This is a genomic window from Streptomyces sp. NPDC002276, assembly GCF_053891435.1.
Window position 1 is genome coordinate 487,905 of the sequence record NZ_JBSFCQ010000003.1, and the last position, 22,939, is coordinate 510,843.

16 protein-coding genes are annotated in these 22,939 nt (G+C 70.9%); 7 read left to right on the forward strand and 9 right to left on the reverse strand.

What is annotated here, in order from left to right; genetic code table 11:
* Positions 1-7: 7 nt before the first annotated feature.
* From ACWIHT_RS11010 to eccD, 6 genes are all read right to left on the reverse strand, one after another.
* Positions 8-3,100, reverse strand: coding sequence for an AAWKG family protein (locus ACWIHT_RS11010; RefSeq protein ID WP_456166701.1), 3,093 nt, complete (start codon positions 3,098-3,100; stop codon positions 8-10).
* A gap of 106 nt (positions 3,101-3,206) precedes the next feature.
* Complete coding sequence (locus ACWIHT_RS11015; protein WP_456166703.1) at positions 3,207-3,653, reverse strand: type VII secretion system-associated protein; 447 nt, start codon at positions 3,651-3,653, stop codon at positions 3,207-3,209.
* A gap of 115 nt (positions 3,654-3,768) precedes the next feature.
* Positions 3,769-4,092, reverse strand: a complete 324-nt coding sequence (locus ACWIHT_RS11020) for a WXG100 family type VII secretion target (protein ID WP_019075403.1) — start codon at positions 4,090-4,092, stop codon at positions 3,769-3,771.
* Between the two features lie 46 nt (positions 4,093-4,138).
* On the reverse strand, positions 4,139-4,477 hold the full coding sequence (locus ACWIHT_RS11025) for a hypothetical protein (protein ID WP_200717421.1): 339 nt from the start codon (positions 4,475-4,477) through the stop codon (positions 4,139-4,141).
* A gap of 221 nt (positions 4,478-4,698) precedes the next feature.
* Positions 4,699-6,294 carry a type VII secretion protein EccB gene (gene eccB, locus ACWIHT_RS11030; protein WP_456166706.1) on the reverse strand — a complete coding sequence of 532 codons (1,596 nt, stop codon included), beginning with the start codon at positions 6,292-6,294 and terminating at the stop codon, positions 4,699-4,701.
* 60 nt (positions 6,295-6,354) lie between these two features.
* Positions 6,355-7,755, reverse strand: a complete 1,401-nt coding sequence (gene eccD, locus ACWIHT_RS11035; protein ID WP_456166708.1) for a type VII secretion integral membrane protein EccD — start codon at positions 7,753-7,755, stop codon at positions 6,355-6,357.
* A gap of 328 nt (positions 7,756-8,083) precedes the next feature.
* Here eccD and eccCa point away from each other — a divergent pair, with 328 nt between their 5' ends.
* Positions 8,084-12,019, forward strand: a complete 3,936-nt coding sequence (gene eccCa, locus ACWIHT_RS11040; protein ID WP_456167113.1) for a type VII secretion protein EccCa — start codon at positions 8,084-8,086, stop codon at positions 12,017-12,019.
* A 60-nt stretch (positions 12,020-12,079) separates the two neighbouring features.
* Here eccCa and ACWIHT_RS11045 read toward each other — a convergent pair whose 3' ends face one another.
* Positions 12,080-13,357, reverse strand: a complete 1,278-nt coding sequence (locus ACWIHT_RS11045; RefSeq protein ID WP_456166710.1) for a S8 family serine peptidase — start codon at positions 13,355-13,357, stop codon at positions 12,080-12,082.
* A complete protein-coding gene (locus ACWIHT_RS11050) occupies positions 13,354-16,698 on the reverse strand; it encodes a right-handed parallel beta-helix repeat-containing protein (RefSeq protein WP_456166712.1) in 3,345 nt (1,114 codons plus the stop codon). Before ACWIHT_RS11050 ends, ACWIHT_RS11045 begins: the two co-directional genes overlap by 4 nt.
* 322 nt (positions 16,699-17,020) lie before the next feature.
* On the opposite strand from ACWIHT_RS11050, the gene ACWIHT_RS11055 reads away from it, so the two are divergent.
* Positions 17,021-18,139 carry a hypothetical protein gene (locus tag ACWIHT_RS11055; protein ID WP_456166714.1) on the forward strand — a complete coding sequence of 373 codons (1,119 nt, stop codon included), beginning with the start codon at positions 17,021-17,023 and terminating at the stop codon, positions 18,137-18,139.
* A 60-nt stretch (positions 18,140-18,199) separates the two neighbouring features.
* Here the strand turns inward: ACWIHT_RS11055 and ACWIHT_RS11060 are convergent, their stop codons facing one another.
* On the reverse strand, positions 18,200-18,631 hold the full coding sequence (locus ACWIHT_RS11060) for a DUF6299 family protein (RefSeq protein ID WP_456166716.1): 432 nt from the start codon (positions 18,629-18,631) through the stop codon (positions 18,200-18,202).
* 254 nt (positions 18,632-18,885) lie between these two features.
* Between ACWIHT_RS11060 and ACWIHT_RS11065 the strand changes: the two genes are divergently transcribed.
* The 5 genes from ACWIHT_RS11065 (at position 18,886) to ACWIHT_RS11085 (ending at position 22,833) form a co-directional block, all read left to right on the forward strand.
* A complete protein-coding gene (locus tag ACWIHT_RS11065; protein WP_456166718.1) occupies positions 18,886-19,080 on the forward strand; it encodes a DUF5999 family protein in 195 nt (64 codons plus the stop codon).
* A gap of 136 nt (positions 19,081-19,216) precedes the next feature.
* On the forward strand, positions 19,217-20,041 hold the full coding sequence (locus ACWIHT_RS11070; protein ID WP_456166720.1) for a PaaX family transcriptional regulator: 825 nt from the start codon (positions 19,217-19,219) through the stop codon (positions 20,039-20,041).
* Between the two features lie 130 nt (positions 20,042-20,171).
* Positions 20,172-20,723 (forward strand): adenylyl-sulfate kinase, encoded by a 552-nt coding sequence (gene cysC, locus ACWIHT_RS11075; protein WP_456166722.1) that lies wholly within the window; start codon positions 20,172-20,174, stop codon positions 20,721-20,723.
* Positions 20,720-21,619 carry a sulfate adenylyltransferase subunit CysD gene (cysD, locus tag ACWIHT_RS11080; protein WP_456166724.1) on the forward strand — a complete coding sequence of 300 codons (900 nt, stop codon included), beginning with the start codon at positions 20,720-20,722 and terminating at the stop codon, positions 21,617-21,619. Before cysC ends, cysD begins: the two co-directional genes overlap by 4 nt.
* A 2-nt stretch (positions 21,620-21,621) precedes the next feature.
* Positions 21,622-22,833 (forward strand): sulfate adenylyltransferase subunit 1, encoded by a 1,212-nt coding sequence (locus ACWIHT_RS11085; RefSeq protein WP_456166726.1) that lies wholly within the window; start codon positions 21,622-21,624, stop codon positions 22,831-22,833.
* Positions 22,834-22,939 lie beyond the last annotated feature (106 nt).

Below are 22,939 nucleotides of genomic sequence, written 5' to 3' on the forward strand. Positions count from 1 at the left end.
CCCGTGTTCATCTGCCGATCACCGCCGGCGAACCGCCCTCGTCCGTGCCCCAGACGTCCTCGTCCTCGGTGAGCCACGCGTCCCGGGCGCGGTCGCCGCTCTCCGTGGAGCGGCCGTTCTGCCCGGCGCCGTTGGTGCCGGGACCGCCCACCGGGTAGGGGGCGCTGGACGTGGTGGGCCGGGTCAGCACGATGTCCTCGTCCTCGTCCACGGATGCGGCCCGGTTGTTCCGGCCGCGCCGGGTGGAGGTGTTGGACGGGTCGGTGAGGACGGCCCGGGTGCGTTCGGTGGTGCCGCCCTGTCCGCCGCCTCCGCCTCCCATTCCGCCGCCCCCCATGCCTCCCATGCCGCCCATCCCCATCGGGTTGAGGGGGGTGCCGCCGGACGCCGCGCTCTGCTCGCCGGTGGAGGCGGCGGCGAGGGTGCTGGCGTCGAGGGCGTCGGAGCGCAGCGGGCCGCCGGTGTAGGGGGTGCTGTCGTAGTCGTCGTAGCCGCTGTCGAGGCTCGAATCCAGGCCGCTGCCGGACGTGTTGAGGCTGCTGCCGCCGCCGAGTCCGCCGCCGTTGAGGCCGGTCGTGGTCGTGTTCAGGCCGCTGGTGTCGAGGCTGCTGCCGTTGTTCAGCCCGCTCGTGTCGATGTTGCTGCCGTTGAGGCCGCTGGTGTCGATCGAGGACGAGGGGAGGCCGGTGCCGTCGATGTCGGTGGTGGTCGTGTGGCCCGAGGGGTCGGTGGTGGTGAGCGCGCCGGTGTCCGGGTTGAGGGTCTGGACGGAGCCGTCCGGGAACTTCGTGGTGAGCGTGCCGTCGTTGTTGAGCGTGGTGGTGGAGCCGTCCGGGTTGGTGAAGGTGTCGCCCGGGTTGAGGTGCGTGGTGGTGACGTGGCCCGAGGGGTCGGTGACCGAGACCTGACCGGTGTCCGGGTTGAGCGTCTCGGTGGAGCCGTCCGGGAAGTGCGTGGTCAGCGAACCGTCGGCGTTGAGCTGGGCCGTCGAGCCGTCCGGGGTGGTGAAGGAGCCGGCGGTCGGGTTGAGCTGCGACAGCGAGGTGGTGCCGTCGGGGTTGAGCGTGCTGACCTGGCCGGTGGTCGGGTCGAGGGTCTGGCTCGTGCCGTCGGGGAACTTGGTGGTGAGGGTGCCGTCGTCGTTCAGGGTGGTGGTCGAGCCGTCCGGGTTGGTGATGGTGCTGCCCGGGTTGAGCTGGGAGACCGAGGTGGTGCCGTCCGGGTTGGTGGTGGTGACCAGGCCGGTCGACGGGTCGATGGTCTGGGTGGAGCCGTCCGGGAACGTGGTGGTGAGGCTGCCGTCGCCGTTGAGCTGGGTGGTGCCCCCGGTCGGGGAGTTGAGCGTGGTCGAGCCGTTCTTGGTGGTGTCGTTGGGGTTCAGGAGCGAGGGGCTCAGCAGGCTGCTTGCGAGGTTGCTCAGGTCGTTGCCGCCGCCCGAACCGTCGCCGTTCAGAAGGCTGTTGGTGTTGAGGTCGTCGAGCCCGCTGCCGACGTTGTTCAGGCTGTTGCCGAGGTCGTCGTTCAGGTTGTTCAGGCTGGAATTCAGGCCGTCGCCGATGTTGTTGAGGCCGTCGTTGAGGTTGGTGCTGAGGTTCGTGCCGAAGTTGTTGAGGCCGTCGCCGATGTCGTTGAGGTTGTCGTTCAGGCCGTCGTTGAGGTTGTTGAGGTTGTCCCCCAGGTTGTTGAGGTTGTCGTTCACGTTGTCGTTGAGGTTGTTCAGGTTGTCGCCGAGGTTGTTGAGGTTGTTCCCGAGGTTGTCCAGGTTGTCGTTGAGCTTGTCGTTGGCCTCGTTCGCCTTGTCCTCGGCGATCTCGTTCTCCTCCTTCTGGAGGACCTCGGAGAGCGTCTCGTTGTTCTTGTTCTTGACCTCCTGGGCGAAGGCGTCCTCGACGTCGGCCCAGGCGTTCTTCACATTGCTGAGCGCGTCGATGGACGGCTGCTTGAGCTTGGAGTCCGCGTGGTCCGACCAGCTCTTGACGGCGGCGTCGGCGACCTTCGACCAGGTGGTCGCCTGGGTGAGGTCGCCGTACTCGGGGACGGTCTGCTTGAAGTTGGCGTCGGTGGAGTAACTCGTGCCACTGGCTTCCCCGCTGACCCAGTCCGACGAGAGCACGTGGTTGATGTTGTTGTTGATGACCCACTGACTGATCTGGTCGAGGATCTTCTTCACGTGGTAGTGCGGGTCGTGCTGGCCGTCCGACGCCCAGTCGGTCCACGCGGCCTGGAGGGTGGTGATCGCGTTCTTCAGCGCGAGTTGCGCGGCGGCCAGCGCGTCGCTCAGCTTCGACTTCGGGACGTAGCCGCCGAGGGTGCTGTTGGTCGCCGTGTAGTCGCTGCCGCCCAACTGGGAGACGTAGCCGTCGTAGTTGGTCTTCAGCTCGTCCAGCAGATGCCAGAAGAGGCTGGCCGCCTTGCCCTTCCAGGCCGCCTGGTCCTCGCCGAGCGAGGTCATCCACTGGTTGACGATGTCCGAGTGGTCCTTGAAGAACTGCACCACCCGGTCGAAGGACTGTCCGGTGGTCTCGAAGGAGAGCATGTCGACGGCGTTGGCGTCGACGACCGACAGCCCGCTGTAGGAGAAGCCCTGGGTCGAGTACGGCGACGACAGGATGTGGTCGAGGACCAGCTTGCTGCCCGAGATGTACTGGGCCATCGGCCCCGAGTCCCACTGGGTGTGCGTGTACGAGCCCTCGAACGCGCCGCCGCCGACGATGTCCCCGCCGTTCCAGAGCGTGGCGCGGCCGTTCTCGTCGACGGTGACGCCGATCATCACGATCCGGGCCTTCTTCATGTCCACGCTGCTGTGCGCGCCGTCGCCGCCGGCGTCGTAGAAGGCCAGGTCGTAGTCCTCGCCGCTGTTGACGTGCCAGCCGCCGATCGCCGAGTAGTCGGCCGCGGTCACCGACCTCATGTCCATGCCGGAGATCTCCATCCGGAACAGCTTGAGGTTGGCGAAGGTGTCGTCGTTCTTGCTGCTGAGCTTGGTGAACAGGCTCGACCGGGTCGGGATCGTGTAGCCGGTGAAGTCGGTGACGGCCTGGGCGAAGTAGTCGTCCGGGTCGTAGGTGGGGGACCCGGAGGAAGGAGTGCTGTCGGCCATGGGGCGGAACTCCGCTGCTGGGAATGTGGGGGCGAGGACAGGGAGGGAGCGGGGTGCGGGTGCGGGGCCCGGGGATCGGCGGGGGTCGGCGGGCCCCGCGCCGGCCTCAGGTCTTCGAGCCGCTGCCGCCCATGTCGCCGTCGACGGTGTCGAAGATGTCGAGCAGTTTCTCGCCGTCGATGGAGTCGAGGCTGTCGCCCTGGGTCTTCAGCAGCTTGGTGATCGTCTCGTCCAGCGCGTCGTCGATGTCGTCGAAGAGCGTCTTGTGATCGGTGAGGATCTTGTCGAGCGCGGTCGCCTGCGTCTTGAGCGCCTCCACGAGCGTGCCCCCGCCGACCGGGTCCGAGCTGTCGCCGCCGTTCATCAGGCCGATGCGCAGGATCTTGGCGAGGCCCTGGGCGGAGCCGGCACCGGTCTCGGCGATCAGGTTCTTCAGCGACCGGACGCCGGCGTTGTCCTTGCGGATGGCCAGCAGATCGTTGATGAAGTCGGCGACGTCGGTGTTCTTGAAGTTCTTCAGCGCGGTCGAGTCGAGGTGGGTCAGATCAGCCATGGGTGCCTCCGCGGGCGGAACGCGCCGGGCCTGGCGTACGGCGCGGCGACGGAACGGGGAAGGAGCCTGGACCCGCACCGACCGCGAGGAGACCGGTCGGTGCGGTGCGGCCGGCTCAGCGGCCGATGGTGACCTCGGACCACATCTGGCTGAGGGAGTTCTCGCTGTACTTGTAGCTGTTGGAGATCTCGTTGAGGAGCTGCGAGTGCGAGGTGAGCAGCGTCTCCATGTTCTGTACGGCGCCGTCCCAGGCCGCCTGCTTCTGGCGGTAGGTGTCGGCGTCGTTGCCGTACCAGGTCTTGGACAGTTCGCCGAGTTCGGCTTCGAGGTTGGACAGCGTCTGCGCGATCGCCTTGGTCTGCGCCACCATGTCGTCCGCGGCGTTGGACATGTGGTTGTAGCTGACGTAGATGACACCGTCGGACAGGTTGTCTGCCACAGCTTGCCTCTCTTACGCGATGGGGGGACCGGACGTGACGGGGAGGTCAGCCGGCGAGCTGGTCGAAGGCCGACTGGGCCGCGTTGTACGCCTGGTTGATGGAGTCGTTCGAGGAGCCCTGGGTCTTGTTGTGTTCCACGAGGCTCTGGTTCAGCCGGTCGATGACGTCCTCAAGGTTCTTGAGGATGACGTTGCACTGGCCGTCCCACTGCGCGAGGAGCTGGCCGTACTGGCCGCCGTCGCTGCCCTGGTAGCCGCTGCCCAGGGCGGAACGGGTGCTGTCGACGTCCTGGCGGATCTTCACGATGCCGCTGAAGGCGCTCTCCAGGGCCTGGATTCCGTTCCGGGTCGAGCCTTCGCTTGACTGCTGGCCATCTCCAGCCATCGTCCCACCTTTCCCAAGTCGATCTACAGTACGAGGACAACTGAGCCTAGGTCGACGGAAGTTACGGCAGCAACGAACTGAGGAAGATCTGAGGTTGCATCCGGCTTCCCGTCAAATGCTTTTACTGCTAGGCAACTTGACCGGAACACGAGACTCCGCGCATTCCGGTTCTGGACCTGTTCCAGATTGGCGTGAACACGATCCCGATCGGCGTGAATCCGTCAGTTCCCGGACGCGGAGAGCGAGTTGGGGTTCACGGCCGACCGCGGTGTCCCGGCCGTGCCGCCCGCCGGGGCCCGCCCGGCGATCGCGGCGGGACCCGAGCCGGTCCCACCGGGGACGGACCCGACGGCGCCGGACCCGACGGTCCCGCACTGTGCCGCCGTGCCCGGCGCCTGTGCCGCCCCGCCCGAGTCCGAGGCGGCGGCCCGTGCGCTCAGCTCGGGTCCGGTCGGCAGCATCGCCAGCAGCGTGGACGGCACCTTGACCGGGGTCGCTCCGTCGTAGCCGAGGGCGGCGAGCGCGTTCGCGTCCGGGATGCGGTACTTCACTCCGTCGTCGCCGATCAGGAACGTGGTGTCGCCGACCGTCTCACCGGCCGCGCCCAACGCCCTTGCCAGCGTGCCGTGTCCGGGCCTGGCCACCACCCGGTCCACCGGCACGCAGGCCGAGGTCAGCGCCGTCGGGTCGGCCTGCGCCGCCGGGGACAGCGCGGACTCGGCGACCCGTACCGAGGTCACCCGTACCTGCCCGTCGGCCGGGTCGACCTGGGCGCACACCGACTCCCCCGCCGCGAGCGCCAGCGCGCTGGGCGGGCTGTCCGGCAGGCCGGCGACCGAGGGGTCCGTCCCGGCCGACCCCGGCGCCTGGTGCGCGCGCAGGTCGGAGACGTCGATCGTGACGACGTTCGGGGCCCCGCCGTCGTAGGCCTCCGTGCGGGTGTCCGGATCGCCGAGGAGCAGCGCCGACTGGGTGTCCGTCACCGGGTGCAGGCCGTCCTTCTGGAGGAGGTACTCCTGGTTCCCGGAGCCCGCGACCACGCGGAAGACCTGCCCGATCCGGGTTGCCCGGCCGCCGAGTTCGGGCCCTGCCGTGCCGCGGCCGTCGACCTTGGGGGTGGCCAGGTCGGGGCCGGTCACCAGGGCGTCCAGGAAGGCGGCCGAGACCGGGCGGGGGGTCACGGACGCGTAGCCGAGGGACTCCGCCGCGCCCGAGTCCTCGTCCAGCTCCAGCCTGCTGCCCTGCCACACCAGGTAGGTGTGCTTGTCCGGGCCCTTCACCACCAGCGCCGACTTCGCGCCGACCGAGGTCGTCTCCACCGGGGCGCCCGGCACGAGGGTCGTCTGCGCGCCGGAGCCCGTGGAGCAGACCTCCCATGGCGAGGACTCCAACTCCCCTGTCGACGGTACGGAGTCGGGGGCGCCGGTGATGCCGACCGGCCGGCCGACCGGGGTGCCCGCGAGCGAGGCCGAGCCGACCGACGTGGTCTTCAGGTCGGCGCCGCCGATCAGCACGGCCGAGGCGTAGTTGCGCACCGGGCGCAGCCGGCCGTCGGCGTACAGGTAACGGGCGCCGGTGTCCTTGTTGACGATCAGGGTGTCGCCGCTGCGCCAGGCGTCGTTGCCGCCCGGCCTGAGCAGCCCGTACACCAGCGCGCCACCGCAGACCAGCACACCGACGATCAGCCCGACCAGCGCGCCTCTGCTGGTCCGGCCCAGGGGGCTCTCCGGTGCGTCCGGGTCGGCCAGCAGCATGCCCGAGGTCAGGCGGCCCATCATGAACGTGTGCGCTTGCACCTGGTCGCGCTTGGACCGCACGTTTTCCTCCTGCTCGGTCGTTCAGGTTCGGGTTCTGGTCGGTTCGGCCCTCGCGGGCGGTCAGCCGAAAATGCCGCGAAGGGTGCCGAAGACACCCAGCAGCCACAGCGTCAGCGGCAGCAGGGCGATCGCCAGCAGGGAGTGCAGGATCTCCGCCGCGCGGCCCCAGTACGGGACCAGACGGCGGCCCGGTACGGTCCACACCGCGACCGTGAGCGCCGCCGCCACCGCGAGCAGCCCGGCGACCAGCAGGGTCCGCTCGGTGCCGGACAGGCGCAGGCCCCAGCCGAACGCGAGGAGCAACAGGCCCCACGCGCCCGGGAGTACGAGCACCAGCCGCTGGGCCGTGTTGACCAGGCCCCGGCCGTGCAGGAGCAGCAGCAGCGACAGCACCAGGGCGACCAGCAGTGCGGGGAGGCTCGGGCGGCGGGCCAGGGCCACCAGGCAGGCCGACGAGAGCACGCCCGTCGCGCCGTAGAGCGCGGTCATCCACTCGCCGGCGAGTTCGGTGCGGACCGTCACGTCGTTGCCCCGGTAGGGCTCGATGCCCTCCTGCAACTGTTCCGGGGTGGTCGGCAGCGGGGGCATCCGCATCCCGGCGAACTTGAACGACAGCGAGGGCACCAGGCCCCCGAGCAGCACCGTCAGCGCGGCGATCACCCCTGCCGCGGCGGCCGTAGGTACGTCGAACACCGTCATCAGGGCGCCGCCGGTCGCCGCGGCGAGCGCGACCAGTGCCGAGGCGAGGAACAGCGGGGTGCGGGTCGCGGAGGCCGCGAGGGCGAGGACCGCGCCGCCCGCCCAGGCCGCCGCCGCCCCCAACAGCCGTGCCCCCAGCACCTGGTGGGCCTGCGGGCCGCTCAGTTCACCGCCCGGCACCAGCCAGCCCGCGAGCGCGAGCGCCGGGGACGCCAGCAGGCCCAGGACCGCACCGGTCGCCGGATCGTCGACCGCCCGGCTCGCCGACGCGGCCCCGGCCAGCAGCAACAGGCCCGTTCCCACGGCGGTGGCCGCGCGCAGGGACGCCGGGGCGCCCGGCAGGGCCAGCAGGACGAGACCGGTCAGCACCGCCAGCGCGAGCAGGCCACGCAGCAGGCGGCGGGCCGCCTCCGGGCTCCAGCCGTGCAGCCGGTCCCGGGTGACGGCGGCGATGCCGTCGACCAGGTCGTCGAGGCGGACTTCGGGCAACGCCTCGGTGCGCGGGCGGAGATGGAGCGCCTCGCCGTCGGTCAGTTCGAGGGAGGCGAGGGTCGCCTCCTCGTCGAGCGGCCGGCCGCCGAGGCGCTGGAGTATCCAGCCGTCGTGTTCGAGACCGGTCTCCTCGGCCTCCTCGCCCGCGTACCGCAGCACCGTGGGCAGCAGGTCGGCCACGGGCACGTCGGACGGTACGGCGAGGTCGATGGTGCGGGCCGGTGCCCGCACGGTCAGATGGCACAGGCCGGTCACGGAAGTGTCGGTCATACCGGGGCTCACGTCTCCTGGACATCGAAACGGGGGCACGCGGCGCGGCGTGCGAGGTGGGGGGAACTGCGGGAAACACGGTGCTGGTGAAGCGGGGGGTGACATGGACGTACAGAGTTGACGGGGTGCACACTACTGACACTCCCTACGACGCGTGTCAACCGAAGCCCCCATGAACGACGTTGGCAGCGTCCTCCACCGTGCATTGCCGAGGCCTGATCCGGTGCACGCCCCCCCACGTACCGCCGAGGTGCGCGAAGTCCGTTAGGAGCCCCAAGCGTTGAGCGTGGTCCTGTTCCGTCGTCCGGCCCGCCGTCGCGGACCCGACATGCCCGCCGGCGAGTTGGTCCTCCAGGAGCCGCCGACTCTCATGGAGATCGTCCCGGACACCTCCGCGGTGTGGACGTATCTGCCGATGGCGATGATGTCGGTCTCGATGATGATGATGTTCATGCGGTCGGGCGGCCAGTCCAGCGGCATCTTCATGTACCTCGCGCTCGGCATGATGGTGATGGCCGCCGGCGCGATGATGGTCGGTCAGGTGATGCGCAAGGCCGGTGACCGCAAGCAGCGGCTGCGCGGTGAACGCCGGGACTATCTGCGCTACTTGGCGCAGAGCCGACGTACCGTGCAGCGGGCCGTGGTCGAGCAGCAGCTCGCTCTCGCCTGGCGGCATCCCGAGCCCCGGGTGCTGCGCACCATGGTCCGCACCACGCGGCTGTGGGAACGCCGGGTGAAGGACGAGGACTTCGGCGAGGTGCGGATCGCGGTCGGCGACCAGCAGCTCGCCATGCGGCTGACTCCCGTCTCCAGCAAGCCCGTTGAGGACCTGGAACCGCTGTGCGCGCACGCCCTGCGGCGCTTCATCCGCGCCTACAGCACCGTCCCGGGCCAGCCCATCGCGCTGTATCTGCGGTCCTGGTCAAGGGTGTTGGTCCGCGGTGACCGCGACGCGTCCCGTGGGATGCTGCGGGCCGCGCTGGCCCAACTGGCCCTGTTCCACCCGCCGGAGGAGCTGTGGATCGCGGTCTGCGCCGCCGACGAGGTGCGCGCGGAGTGGGAGTGGGTGAAGTGGCTGCCGCACAATCACCATCCCCAGGAGACGGACGGCGCGGGGCCGTTGCGCATGGTGGCCTCCGCCTTCGCCGATCTGGAGGACCAGCTCGGCAGCGAGTTCTCCGAGCGCCCCGCGTTCGACCCCGACGCCGTACCCGGCCGTGACGAACCGCTGGTGGTGGTCGTGGTGGACGGCGCGGGCATCCCGTCCGGCCACCGTTTCGACGGGCCCGGCTACCGCAACGCGATCGTCCTCGACCTCTCCGACTCCCTCACCTGGCGGCCCGGCCGCACCACGCTGCGCCTGGACGTGTCCCCGGACGCGGTCGCGCTGGTGCGCACCGACCGCAGCCGCAAGGAACAGACCACGGTCCTGGGCCGCCCCGACCGGGTGGGTCCGGTGGCCGCCGAGTCACTGGCCCGGCTGATCGCCCCGTACCGGATGAGTCTCTCCTCCGACGCGGTCGAACCGCTCTCCAACGACACCGAGTTGACGACCCTGCTCGGCATCGCCGACCTGCACCGACTCGACCCCGACACGATCTGGCGGCGGCACACCGGCTCCGCCCGGCTGCGCGTCCCGGTCGCGGTCGGCGCGGACGGGCGGCCCGTGGAGCTGGACATCAAGGAGTCCGCGCAGGGCGGCATGGGCCCGCACGGCATGCTGATCGGCGCGACCGGTTCCGGCAAGTCCGAGCTGCTGCGCACCCTGGTCCTCGGTCTCGCGCTCACGAACTCTTCCGAAACACTCAACTTCGTCCTGGTGGACTTCAAGGGCGGTGCGACCTTCCTCGGTCTGGACGAACTCCCGCACACCTCCGCCGTCATCACCAACCTGGCCGACGAGGCCGCTCTGGTGGAGCGCATGCAGGACGCGCTGCACGGTGAACTCATCCGCCGCCAGGAGCTGTTGAGGTCCGCGGGCAACTACACGTCGGCGCTGGAGTACGAGAAGGCGCGGGCAGGCGGCGCCGATCTCGCCCCGCTGCCCAGCCTGTTCGTGGTCGTCGACGAGTTCAGCGAACTCCTCGCCTCGCACCGGGAGTTCATGGAGCTGTTCGTGATGATCGGCCGTCTCGGCCGGTCGCTCGGCGTGCATCTGCTGCTGGCCTCGCAGCGCCTGGACGAGGGCCGTATGCACCAGTTGGAGTCGCACCTGTCGTACCGGATCGGTCTGCGCACGTTCTCCGCGATGGAGTCGCGGGGTGTCCTCGGGGTCCCCGACGCGTACGAACTGCCGTCGCAGCCGGGCAGCGGCTACCTGAAGAGCGGCATCGAGGCCCTGACCCGCTTCCGCGCGGCCTACGTCTCCGGCCCGTACCGCAGGCGCGGCGGTGCCGTCGCGCAGGCCCGGGTCGCCACGCAGGTGGTGCCCTGGTCGACCGGGTACATCGTGCCGCGCGCTCCGGCACCGGCCGCGATCGCGGCCCCGGAGCCCGAGGCGGAGGAGAACGCCGAGAGCCTGCTCGCGGTGGCCCTGGACCGGCTGCGCGACTCCGGGCCGCCCGCGCACCGCGTGTGGCTGCCGCCGCTGGACACCGCGTCCCCGCTCGACGTGCTGCTCGGCGGTCTCGCCGAGGACCCGGACCGCGGACTGACGGCACACCGCTGGAACGGCGCCGGGAAGCTCCGCGTCCCGGTCGGCCTGGTGGACAAGCCGTTCGACCAGCGCCGTGACCCGCTCGTCGTGGACCTCGCCGCGGCGGGCGGCCATGTCGCCGTCGCGGGTGGTTCACAGAGCGGCAAGTCGACGGTGCTGCGCAGCCTCATCATGGCGCTCGCGCTCACCCACACCCCGCGCGAAGTCCAGTTCTACTGCCTGGACTTCGGCGGCGGCACGCTCTCCCAGCTGACCGGTCTTCCGCACGTCGGCGGGGTCGCGGCCCGCCTCGACACCGAGCGGATCAGCCGTACGGTCGCCGAGGTCACCGCGGTCCTCACCCAGCGCGAGCAGTTCTTCCTGGACAACGGCATCGACTCGATGTCCACCTACCGGCGCCGCCGCGCCGCCGGGGAGTTCCCCGACGAACCGCACGGCGACATCTTCCTGGTGATCGACGGCTGGTCGGCGGTCCGGCAGAACTTCGACCAGTACATCCCCACGTTCAACCAGATCGCCACCAGCGGCCTCAACTACGGCATCCACCTCATCGTCGCGACCGCCCGCTGGCTGGAGCTCACCGCCCCCGTCCGCGACCAGTCCGCGACCCGGCTGGAGCTGCGGCTCGGCGACACGATGGACTCCGTCGTGGACATCCGCAAGGCGAGCGCGGTGCCGCAGATCCCGGGCCGGGGTCTCACCGTGGAGACCAAACTCCACTTCCTGTCGGCACTCCCCCGAGGCGACGGCTCGACCGACCCCGAGACCCTCAGCGAGGGCGTCGCGGACCTGGTCGACCGGATCGCCTCGGCCTGGCACGGACCGCGCGCCCCCCAGGTCCGGATGCTCCCGCACCGGCTGCCCGCGGCCGAACTCGCCGAACCCGAACTCGGCGACGGCCAGAGCCTCAAGCTGGCGCTCGGCCAGGACGAGGAGACCCTGGGCACCGTCTGGCACGACTTCTCCCGCACCCCGCACCTGGTCGCCGTCGGCGACACGGAGAGCGGCAAGACCAACCTGCTCCGGCTGGTCGCGGACTCCGTCGTCGCCCGCTACACCCCGGCCGAGGCGCGCATCCTGGTCGTGGACTACCGCCGCGGCCTGGTCGACGCGGTCCCCGAGGAGTACCGCCTCGGCCACGCGGTGGCCCTGGAGGCCCTCAAACAACTGGTCGGCGGCTCCGCGAAGGCCCTGCGCACCCGCGTCCCGGGCCAGGAGATCACCCCGGCCCGCATGCGGCAGGCCGACTGGTGGACGGGCCCGCGTCTGTTCGTCCTCGTCGACGACTACGACATGGTCGGCGGCGGCACGGTCATGGACCACCCCTTCGCCCCGCTCTTCGAACACCTCGCGCTGGGCCACGAGTTGGGCCTGCACGTGGTGGTCGCCCGCTCGGCGACGGGCGCGGGCCGCGGCCTGAACGACCAGCTCCTGCGCCGCCTGGACGAGGTCAACACCCCGGGCGTCCTGATGTCCTGTTCCCCGTCCGAGGGCTACGTCTTCGGCAACGTCAAGCCCCGGGTCCTCCCGCCGGGCCGAGCCCTCCACATCGTCCGCCGCAAGCCGTCGCTGATCCAGACGGCGCTGGCGGCGGGCGCGGAGGAGTAACGGGCGGACGAGGCACGTCGATCGAGGGGCGGGAGCCGACCGGCTCCCGCCCCTCGGTCGTCAGCTCTCCGTGGTCCCTTGGGCACCGACGCCGGCGGGAACCGAACTCTCCGCACTCTCCGCCGTACCTTCAGGCGGCGAGGGCCGGGACGGCCTGGACGGCCGCCAGCCCAGGCGCCTGCCCCGGGGCAGCACCAGCCCCAGCCACACCACCGCGATGATCACGGCGAGGCCCGCCGACGCGGGCCACAGGGCGCGGCGGAGCGGTCCGGCGGCCTTGTCGGCCGGGAGGTGGACCGGGGAGGCGGAGTCACCCCGTGGGGGTGTGGTGGCGCCGGTCAGGACCGACGTGACGGCCGCGTACGGGTCGAGGCGCGGTACGTCGGCCGGGTACGCGGACGTACGCAGCAACCTCGCGGTCTGGGCGGCCGTCAACTCCGGGTGGACGGAGCGCACCAGCGCCGCCGCCCCGGCCACGAAACCGGCGGCCAGTGACGCGCCCGAGCCGATGTAGTGGCCGGTCTTCTTCGGGCCGATGCCGACAACTCCGTCACCGGGCGCGGCAATTGAGGCACTGGACGTCGTGTACGCGCCGGTCGGCCGCTTGCCGTCCACGTCGACGTCGAGGACGGAGAGCACCCCGTCGTCGGCGGCCGGGTAGTAGTCGCGGGCGGGCGGGCTGTCCGTCGCCGAGGTCGCCGTCGCCGGGGTGTCCGGTACGGCGGCGGCGATCAGCAGGACGTCCTTCTTCGCGGCCAGCGCGACGGCCGCGCGCAGCGTGGGAGTGTTGGCCGCGAGCGCCGCCGACACCGTCACCACCTTCGCCCCGCCGTTCACGGCGGCCCGGATGCCGTCGGCGACCCGCTCGGCGGTGACCGCGCCGCGCGCGTCGCTGCCGCGCACCGCGAGGATGCGCGCCTGCTGCGCCACCCCCGCGAACCGCACCCCGTCCGCTACGGCGGCGCCGATCAGCCCGGCCACGAACGTGCCGTGTCCCACACAGTCGGTCCCGGCGTCGCCGACCGCCGTGACCCGGCCCTTGAGCGCGGGTGCGGAGGCCGAGACCCCGGTGTCGACGACGCCGACGGTCACCCCGGCGCCCGAGGCGAACGGCCAGGTCCGGGTGAGTTGCAGCGAGACCTGCTCCCACGGCAGGTCGGTGGCGAGGACCGACGAGCCCGCCGCGCACGCGGCGTCGGCGTCCAACCGCGTGGAAAGGACGGGTAGTTGGACCGTGTTCCCGGCCGCCGTGGCGGACCCGGCGCCGAGCGCGCTCGCGGAGGCGGTCAGCAGCAGCGCCAGAACGGCGGCGGAGACCTTGCCGTGTGTCGTCGTCATGCCCGTGCCACCCCGCTGGATGAGGGAGAGGTGGCCGTCGGGTCGGCGAGGTCCTCCGGGAGGAGCAGGCGCAGGTCGTCGAGGCTGGGGACGGCCAGTCTGCTGAGCCGGCCCGCCTGTCGGGTCATCATCCGCTCCAGGATCTGGCGGGCGGTGCGCGCGTTGCCGAAGGACCGGTCGCGGGGCAGGCCGTCGAAGTACTGCCGCAGGACCGGTCCAAGTCCGGCCGCGCACTCGTACCCGAGCTGTACGGCGTGCTCGCGGACGATGGTGACCAGCTCGTCCGAGGAGTAGTCGGCGAACTCGACCCGGCGCGAGAACCGGGAGGACAGACCCGGGTTGGAGGCGAGGAACGTCTCCATCTCCTGGGTGTAGCCCGCGACGATGACGACCACCTTGTCCCGGTGGTCCTCCATCAGCTTCAGCAGCGTGTCCACGGCCTCCCGCCCGAAGTCGGAACCGGACGCCTCGCGCGGGGTGAGGGTGTACGCCTCGTCGACGAACAGGACGCCGCCCAGGGCCCGTTCGAAGACCTCCCGGGTCAACTGCGCGGTGTGGCCCACGTATCGGCCGACGAGGTCGGCGCGGGACACCTCGACGAGCTGGCCGCGCGGCAACACGCCCAGGGAGGCGAGGAGTTCGCCGTAGAGGCGGGCCACGGTGGTCTTGCCGGTGCCGGGCGGGCCGGTGAAGACGAGGTGGTGGCTGAGGCGGGGCACCGGGAGTCCGGCGGCCTCGCGCTGCTTGGCGGTCGACACCAGGTTGACGAGGTCGGTGACGTCCCGCTTCACGGCGTGGAGTCCGACCAGCGCGTCCAGCCTGCTGAGCGCGTCGTCGCCGGGGTCGACGGCGTTGGGTCCGTCGGCGGCGGTACGGGCCGCCTCCTCACTGATGTCCTGCGGCAGCAGCAGCGAGAGGTCCTGCTCGGTGACGTCGGTGAGCGCGGACAGCCGTACGGCCTGGCGGTCCACCATCTCCTCGAACACCTGCCGTGCGGCACGGCCGTTGCCGAAGCCGGCGTCCTTCGGTATGCGCTCGAAGTGGACCGCGAGCGCGTGCCGGGTCTCGTCGGCGAGCGCGTACTGGTGGCGTACGCACATGCTCTCCATGATCTCCACCAGCTCGGGCACCGAGTAGTTCTCGAACTCGACGGTCCGTGAGAAGCGGGACGCCAGACCGGGGTTGGAGCCGAGGAAGCTGCGCATCTCGTCGGAGTAGCCCGCCGCGACGACGACCACGTCCTCGCGGTGGTCCTCCATCAGCTTCAGCAGGGTGTCGACGGCCTCGCGCCCGAAGTCGGCGCCGGAACCACGGGAGTCGGAGGTGAGGGTGTACGCCTCGTCGACGAACAGGACGCCGCCCAGGGCCCGTTCGAAGGCCTCGGTGGTCTTGATGGCCGTACCGCCGATGACCTGGGCGACCAGGTCGGCGCGGGAGACCTCGACCAGATGCCCGGAGCGCAGGGCGCCCAGTTCGGCGAGGATCGTGCCGTAGAGGCGGGCCACGGTGGTCTTGCCGGTGCCGGGCGGGCCCGCGAAGACCAGGTGGCGGCTCATCGGCGGTGCGGACATGCCGAGTTGGGCGCGGCGCGCGGCCAGCTGGGTGAGGTTGACGAGGGTGCGGACCTGTTCCTTGACGTTGTCGAGGCCGATGAGGCCCTCCAGCGCGGCCATCGGTCCGTCGGGGCGGCCGGGCCCCTCCGACTCCGGTACGGTGCCCGCCGGGTCGGTGCCCTCGGCCTCGCCGAAGCCCCAGGCGTCGCGGGACTCGTTGCCGGTGCTGGTGAGGTTCTCCACCGCCAACCGGCCGCCGGCCTTGGCCTGGACGAGGCCGCCGCCCTTGTTGTCGCGGACCGTGCAGCCCACGACCGAGACCGGGGCCTCCGACTCGACGCGGATGCCGTCGCGGTCGTTGCCGGCCGCCTCGCAGCCGTTCAGGGAGGCTCGGCCGCCGTCGCGGACCAGGAAGCCGTGTTCGGCGGAGGCGGCGGTCCGTACCCGGTTCGCCGTCAACTCGCCGCCGGTGTCCACGAGTACACCGCAGCCACCGGCCGAGACCAGCTCGCCGTCGCGGAGCGCGGCCGTGCCCTCGCCGCCGATCTCCAGACCGGCGCCGCCGGGGCTGTTGACCCGGAATCCCGCGAGATAGACGTTGCCGCCCGCCGCGATCTCCGCGCCAGCGCCGCCCGGTGCCTCCACCGTGCAGTCCTCCACCCGGCCGCGTCCGCCGTCGCGCACGGAGACGCCGGAGCCGCCCGCGCCGGTGATCCGGGCGCGCCGCACCAGGGGGTTGGCGTTGCCGCGGATCACCACACCGGTGCCCTTGACGTCGATGATCTCCACGCGCTCCAGCTCGGCCGCCGCGTCCTCTTCGAGGAGGACGCCGTCCGATTCGCCGTCCCGGACGGTCAGCGAGGTCAGCGTGGGCGAGGAGGCACCGGCCACCCGCAGCGCCGCCATCTGGGCGCCGGTCAGCCAGCAGTCCTCGTACGTGCCGCGTGAACGGTCCGTCACCAGAAGGCCGTTGCCCGTGGTGCGGGCGGTGCGGCAGCGGCGCAGCACCGGGTCGCTGCCGTGCGAGACGATGATGCCGGGGCCGCTGGAGCCGGTGACCCGCACCTCCTCCAGCTCGCAGCGGGCGGAGCTGGTCACATGCACACCGATGGAGGTGTCGCGGATCACGGTCCGCAGCACCCGGATCGCGCTGCGCTCCTCAAGTGCCAGTGAGGGCTTGTCCGTCGAGGCGAGGTCGCAGTCCTCGACCGAGCCCTGCGCGTCGCCGTTGGCGAGCAAGCCGTTGCCGCGCGCGTCCCGGATCGTGCAGCCGCGCAGGGTGGCCCGGCCGCGCTCGCCGATCACCACACCGCTGGTGCCGAGGTGTTCGAGGGTGCAGGACTCCAGCGAGCTCTCGGTCGGCGAGGTGACGACGACCCCGGCGCCGGTGCGGTTGGAGACCCGGCACTCGCGCATCGCCAACGACCCGGAGTTGCGGGCCAGTACGGTCGTCCACGAGGCGCCGGACAGATCGCAGCCCTGCATCGCGACCTGCCCGTGCGAGGCGTCCACTGCGGGCTGTTCCTCGTCATGGCCCTGGACCACCAGGTCGGTCAGCATCACCGCGTCCACGCGCAGCGAGATCACGATGCCCTTGCGCGGTGCCAACCGGACGGTGCCGCGCGCCTGTTCGGCGACGATGGTCACCCGGGTGGTGACGACGAGATTCTCCTCGTACGTCCCCGGGCGCACGCTCAGGACCGCGCCTCCGCGCGCCCTGGCCAGGGCCTCTCCGATCGTCCGGGCGTCCCCGGTGCCCTCCGGACAGACCGTCAGTACCTGGCGCACTCAGCTGACCTCCTCGTGTCGGCACCTGTCGGTTGCGGCCAACCCCATCATGCCGTACGGCAAATTATGTGCCGTCGGACAACAGCCGTACCAGCGCCTGAGCTTGCGCGTGGCGATTGTTAACTCCCGGGAAAGGAACCGTCGTTGGCACCCGTGCGTGTATGCGCGTGAAAGGATTGTCCATACAGGTGTATGACGAACTGCTGGGCGATTGGGGCGGACAGGGCGGATGACAGACCGAACCGGACCGACCGCGAGGAAGACAGCGGCAGAGACTTCGGCTGAGAACTCGGCTGAGACTTCGGCAGCGGCCACCGCGTCGATGTCGGAGACCTCCGCGAACTCGGAAACCTCGGAGACCTCGGAGACCTCGGCGATCGAGGAGTCCGCGGCGGCGAGCACGGCGAGTGCGACACCCAAGTCCCGTTCAGGGGCTGCCGGTTCGGCCGGGACCGGCTCCGCGGAGTCCGTCGCGGCGGCGCTGAGCGGTCCCGCGACCTCGGCCGCGGAGACCGAAGCGCTCGCCGGTACCGGCCGCGGCCCGGCGGAACCCGACGGGCCGGCCGGCCCGGAGCCCGGCGCCGCCGAACCGGCGCGGCAGGCGGCCGCCGAGCCCGAGGCACCCGCCATGGCGGTGGCCGCGAGCGCCCCCGAGGGGGACGGACCCGTCCCCGGCGACACGGCCGCCGCGTCCGTCGGCCGCCCGGGCCGCCCGCTGCTGGCCGGTGCGGCGGTGCTCGGCGCGCTGCTGATCGCCGTACCGGGGCTGCTGATGAGCCGGGATCGTACCCCGGAGAGCCATGACCGGGTGGTCGCCGACCAGGCGGGCACCATTCTCGGCGACGGCGCGACGCAGGGCACCGGGGCGTACGCCTCGTCCGGCCCGTCCACTCCCGCGCGGCACGCCACCCCGAAGACCGCAGCCCCGCACAAGACCTCGCCGGGGAAGACGAGCGTCGCGCAGCCGGTGAGCCAGCCGACGACCGTGAAGACGAAGAAGCCGACCGCGGCGGCGAAACCGACGAAGAAGTCCACCACGACCAAGTCCGGGAGCACCAAGTCCGGGACGAAGTCGGGGACTTCGGGTTCCACCACGACGTCGAACTATCCGTCGGACGTCCTCGTCACGGCCACCCGGGTGCTGAGCGCGGGCCAGTCGATCAACGCGAAGAAGGCACGGCTGCGCATGCAGACCGACGGCAACTTCGTGCTGTACGACGAGAACAACAAGGCCCGTTGGGCCACCATGACCTTCGGCTCGAACTACCACGCGGTGTTCCAGGCGGACGGCAACCTCGTCGTCTACACATCGAGCAACCAGCCCGTCTGGGCCAGCCAGACCCCCGGCCACAACGGCGCCTACCTCAGGCTCCAGGGCGACGGCAACATGGTGATCTACTCGGGGTCGACCCCGATCTGGGCCAGCAACACCCAGCACTGAGCGATCCGAACTCCCCTGCGGCCCGCCGACCTTGAGGTCGGCGGGCCGCAGGCGTGGAACTCAGCTCTCGGTCAGGGTGATGTCCTGGTGCTGCGCCGCGTGGAAGCGGGGCAGGGGCAGACCACCCTGGGGGGACAACTCCATCACCGTGGCCTCGACCTGGGCCGGGCCCGGGTTCAACGGGTCGGAGGACGGCTTGCCCGAGTTCTCCCAGCTGTGCTCCGTGCCGTCGCAGACCGCCCGGGTGCCGCCGATGCCGTGCCGGACCGCGGAGTCGCCCTGGGAGACGGAGGAACTGACGAAGACCGGGCCCGAGTTGCCGAGGCAGCGGTAGGTACCGGAAAGGGTGACGGTGCCGTCCGGGGCGATGCTTCCCGTGGGGTCGACCGTCACCGTCTCGTAGGAACCGGCGGACGCGGTCGCGGCGGGGGCGGCGGAGACCAGCAGCAGCGCGGCACCGGCGGCCGAACCGAGGGCGGTACGAAGGGACATGGGGAATACCTCCTGAAGCATCCGAAGCAGAGGTCTCCACTGGTACCGGTCCAGCGCCCCAACTCCCGTGATCGTCACTCCTTCGGTGGCGAGTCCGCACCGAGCGTCGTGGAACCGTCCGAGTGTTGTCCGCGTGTTGTCACGCTTCACAGCAGCCTGTTCCGATGAGTTCGCGACGGGAGGATGGTCTGTATATGCGATGCGGGCGGCGAAGGAGCCGCCGGAACGGATCGCATCCGACGTGGAGGTACGCCATGTGTTCCCACCAGTCCTCGTGCCCCGTGACCGACACCGACACCGCGCACGTCGTCTCCGCCCACCCCGAGCAGGGCTGGACGCTGCTGTGCGACGGCGCGATCGTCTTCGACGACAGCGGCCTGCTGCTGCCCGACGGCCGGATCGTCGCCCCGCACCGGGTACCGGCCGGCCAACTCGCCGTCGCCGCCTGACCGTTCCACCTCATCATTCCCGCGTGATCATTCCCGCGTGATCGTCTTCATGGACGCGCCGCCCACGGTGATCTTCGAACCGTGAAGGTCGAGCTTGCGTACCCCAGGTGACCAGCAGCGATGCTGACGACCTAAGATGATCAACGTGTCCGACCAGCATGCTCCACGGTCTCTCATCGTCACGCTCTACGGCGCGTACGGCCGCTTCGTGCCCGGCCCGGTTCCGGTCGCGGAACTGATCCGGCTCCTGGCCGCCACCGGCGTCGACGCGCCTTCGGTGCGCTCGTCGGTGTCCCGGCTCAAACGGCGCGGGCTGCTGCTGCCCGCCCGCACCGCCCAGGGCGCCGCCGGTTACGAACTCTCGCCCGAGGCACGGCAGTTGCTCGACGACGGCGACCGGCGCATCTACGCGGCCAGCCCCTCGGACGACGAGGGCTGGGTGCTCGCGGTGTTCTCCGTCCCCGAGTCCGAACGGCAGAAGCGGCACATCCTGCGCTCCCGGCTGTCCGGCCTCGGCTTCGGCACCGCGGCGCCGGGCGTGTGGATCGCGCCCGCCCGCCTGTACGAGGAGACCCGGCACATCCTCGGGCGGCTGCGGCTCGACCCGTACGTGGACTTCTTCCGCGGTGAGCACCTCGGCTTCGCGGCGACCGCCGACGCCGTGGCCCGCTGGTGGGACCTGACCGCGATCGCCAAGGAGCACGAGGCGTTCCTCGACCGCCACGCGCGCGTGCTGGCGGACTGGGAGCGGCGCGCGGACACCCCGCCCGAGGACGCCTACCGCGACTACCTCCTCGCCCTGGACTCCTGGCGCCACCTCCCCTACGTCGACCCCGGCCTCCCCGCCCGCCTGCTCCCCCGGGACTGGCCGGGCGCCCGCTCGGCCGAGGTGTTCCGGGGACTGCACGCACGACTGCGGGACGCGGGGGCGGAGTTCGCGGGCATCATGAACAGTTCATGACGAACCCCTGTGACCTCTTGCGCACCACCGGTCACTCAGCTAAACCTCAGCCTCTTTAACAGGTCCTCTCAGAGTTCTTACCTAACCTTCGACGACGTCGCTCGTCGGGTAAGAAAGAGGACTGTTGCGCATGACCACCACGGCAAGGGCTCAGGGAGCCACCGTCTGGCTCACCGGACTGCCGAGTGCGGGCAAGACGACGATCGCCCAACACCTGAGCGACCGTCTGAGAGCCGAAGGGCATCGCGTGGAGGTCCTCGACGGCGACGAGGTGCGCCGCTTCCTCTCGGCCGGCCTCGGCTTCTCCCGCGAGGACCGCAACACCAATGTGCAGCGCATCGGCCTCGTCTCCGAGGTCCTCGCCCGCAACGGCGTGCTCTCCGTCGTCCCGGTCATCGCCCCCTACGCCGACAGCCGCGAGGCCGTCCGCAAACGGCACGAGGCCAGCGGGACGCCGTACATCGAGGTGCATGTCGCGACCCCGGTGGAGGTGTGCAGCGAGCGTGATGTGAAGGGCCTCTACGCCCGTCAGGCCGCAGGCGCGCTGACCGGTCTGACCGGCGTCGACGACCCGTACGAACCGCCCACGGACCCGGCGCTCACACTGGCGACGCAGACGGAGAGCCCGCGGGAGTCGGCGGACGCGGTGTACGCGGTGCTCGCCGAGCGGGGGCTGCTGTGACCTTCTCGCTCTCGCATCTGGATGCTCTGGAGTCCGAGGCGGTGCACATCTTCCGCGAGGTGGCGGGTGAGTTCGAGCGGCCGGTGATTCTGTTCTCCGGCGGCAAGGACTCGATCGTCATGCTCCACCTGGCGCTGAAGGCGTTCGCGCCCGCGCCGGTGCCGTTCTCGCTGCTGCATGTGGACACGGGACACAACTTCCCCGAGGTCCTTGAGTACCGCGACCGTGTGGTCGCCGCACATGGGCTGCGCCTCCATGTGGCCTCCGTACAGGACTACATCGACCGCGGTGTGCTGCGTGAACGGCCCGACGGGACCCGTAATCCGCTCCAGACGCTCCCGTTGACGGAGAAGATCCAGAGCGAGCGCTTCGACGCGGTCTTCGGTGGCGGCCGTAGGGACGAGGAGAAGGCGCGGGCGAAGGAGCGGGTGTTCTCGCTGCGGGACGAGTTCTCGCAGTGGGACCCCCGGCGCCAGCGGCCCGAGCTGTGGAACCTCTACAACGGGCGGCACGCACCCGGCGAGCACGTGCGCGTGTTCCCGCTGTCCAACTGGACCGAGCTGGACGTCTGGCAGTACATCGCCCGCGAGGGCATCGAACTGCCCGACATCTACTTCGCGCATTACCGCGAGGTCTTCGATCGGGGCGGAATGTGGCTGACCGCCGGCGAGTGGGGCGGGCCGAAGGCGGACGAGACCGTGGAGAAGCGGCAGGTCCGGTACCGGACCGTCGGTGACATGTCCTGCACTGGCGCCGTCGACTCCGAAGCCGCCACGCTCGACGACGTGATCGCCGAGATCGCGGCCTCGCGGCTGACCGAGCGGGGCGCGACGCGTGCCGACGACAAGCTGTCCGAGGCCGCGATGGAAGACCGCAAGCGCGAGGGGTACTTCTAACCATGAGCACGACCACCATCGACACGCTGCGGTTCGCGACGGCCGGTTCGGTCGACGACGGCAAGTCCACGCTCGTAGGACGGCTGTTGCACGACTCCAAGTCGGTCCTCACCGACCAACTGGAGGCGGTGCGGCGGGTGTCGGCCGATCGCGGGCAGGACGCGCCCGACCTCGCGCTGCTCACCGACGGACTGCGCGCCGAGCGCGAGCAGGGCATCACGATCGACGTGGCGTACCGCTACTTCGCCACCCCCCGGCGCCGGTTCATCCTCGCCGACACCCCGGGGCACGTGCAGTACACCCGCAACATGGTGACGGGTGCCTCCACCGCCGAGTTGGCGATCGTCCTGATCGACGCGCGCAACGGTGTCGTGGAGCAGACGCTGCGGCATGCCGCCGTGGCCGCGCTGCTGCGGGTGCCGCATGTGGTGCTGGCCGTCAACAAGATGGACCTGGTCGGGTACGAGCAGGCGGTGTTCGAGCGGATCGTCGAGGAATTCGCGGGCCACGCGGCCGAGTTGGGGCTGCCGTTCTTCACCCCGATCCCGGTCTCGGCGCTGGTCGGCGACAACGTGGTGGACCGTTCGGCGCACATGGACTGGTACGAGGGTCCTGCCCTGCTGGAGTTCCTGGAGAACGTCCCGGTGGGCGCCGATCCGTCCGACGCGCCGGCCCGTTTCCCCGTGCAGTACGTCATCCGGGACGGCGAAGTCCGTTGGTACGCGGGGCAGTTGGTGTCCGGTTCGCTGCGGGTCGGGGACCGGGTGACGGTGCATCCGTCCGGTGAGACCTCCGAGATCGCCGGGATCTCTGTGCTCGGCACCGAGGCCGGGGCGGCGTACGCGCCCCAGTCGGTGAGTCTGCGGCTCGCCGACCAGCGGGACGTGTCGCGCGGCGACATGATCACCGCCGGGGTCGACGCGCCCGTGCTCACCCAGGACGTCCGGGCCGCCGTCTGCCATCTGGCCGACCGGCCGCTGCGGGTCGGCGACCGCGTGCTGCTGCGCCACACGACCCGGACGGTGAAGGCCGTCGTACGGGATCTCGGCGGTGCCGCCGAGCTGACCGCGAACGATCTGGGCCGGATCGCCCTGCGCACCGCCGAGCCGCTCGCGCTCGACGACTACGCGGTCTCGCGTCGCACGGGCGCGTTCCTGGTGATCGACCCGGCGGACGGCGCCACACTCACGGCGGGGATGGCGGATCTGGCCTGATCAACTCACTCCGCGACGCCCTCGGGCCCCCCTGCGAAACGGGGGCCCGAGGGCGTTCTTGTCACGAGATGTCAATAGCGCGGTAACAAGGGGAGCTGTCGTGCGA

Excerpts from the sequence above, each read along its gene's own strand:
- ACWIHT_RS11010 (WP_456166701.1), bottom strand. The coding sequence starts at position 3,100 with ATGGCCGACAGCACTCCTTCCTCCGGGTCCCCCACCTACGACCCGGAC.
- ACWIHT_RS11015 (WP_456166703.1), bottom strand. The coding sequence starts at position 3,653 with ATGGCTGATCTGACCCACCTCGACTCGACCGCGCTGAAGAACTTCAAG.
- ACWIHT_RS11025 (WP_200717421.1), bottom strand. The coding sequence starts at position 4,477 with ATGGCTGGAGATGGCCAGCAGTCAAGCGAAGGCTCGACCCGGAACGGA.
- eccD (WP_456166708.1), bottom strand. The coding sequence starts at position 7,755 with ATGACCGACACTTCCGTGACCGGCCTGTGCCATCTGACCGTGCGGGCA.
- eccCa (WP_456167113.1), top strand. The coding sequence starts at position 8,084 with ATGCCCGCCGGCGAGTTGGTCCTCCAGGAGCCGCCGACTCTCATGGAG.
- ACWIHT_RS11045 (WP_456166710.1), bottom strand. The coding sequence starts at position 13,357 with ATGACGACGACACACGGCAAGGTCTCCGCCGCCGTTCTGGCGCTGCTG.
- ACWIHT_RS11055 (WP_456166714.1), top strand. The coding sequence starts at position 17,021 with ATGTCGGAGACCTCCGCGAACTCGGAAACCTCGGAGACCTCGGAGACC.
- ACWIHT_RS11060 (WP_456166716.1), bottom strand. The coding sequence starts at position 18,631 with ATGTCCCTTCGTACCGCCCTCGGTTCGGCCGCCGGTGCCGCGCTGCTG.
- ACWIHT_RS11065 (WP_456166718.1), top strand. The coding sequence starts at position 18,886 with ATGTGTTCCCACCAGTCCTCGTGCCCCGTGACCGACACCGACACCGCG.
- ACWIHT_RS11070 (WP_456166720.1), top strand. The coding sequence starts at position 19,217 with ATGATCAACGTGTCCGACCAGCATGCTCCACGGTCTCTCATCGTCACG.
- cysC (WP_456166722.1), top strand. The coding sequence starts at position 20,172 with ATGACCACCACGGCAAGGGCTCAGGGAGCCACCGTCTGGCTCACCGGA.
- ACWIHT_RS11085 (WP_456166726.1), top strand. The coding sequence starts at position 21,622 with ATGAGCACGACCACCATCGACACGCTGCGGTTCGCGACGGCCGGTTCG.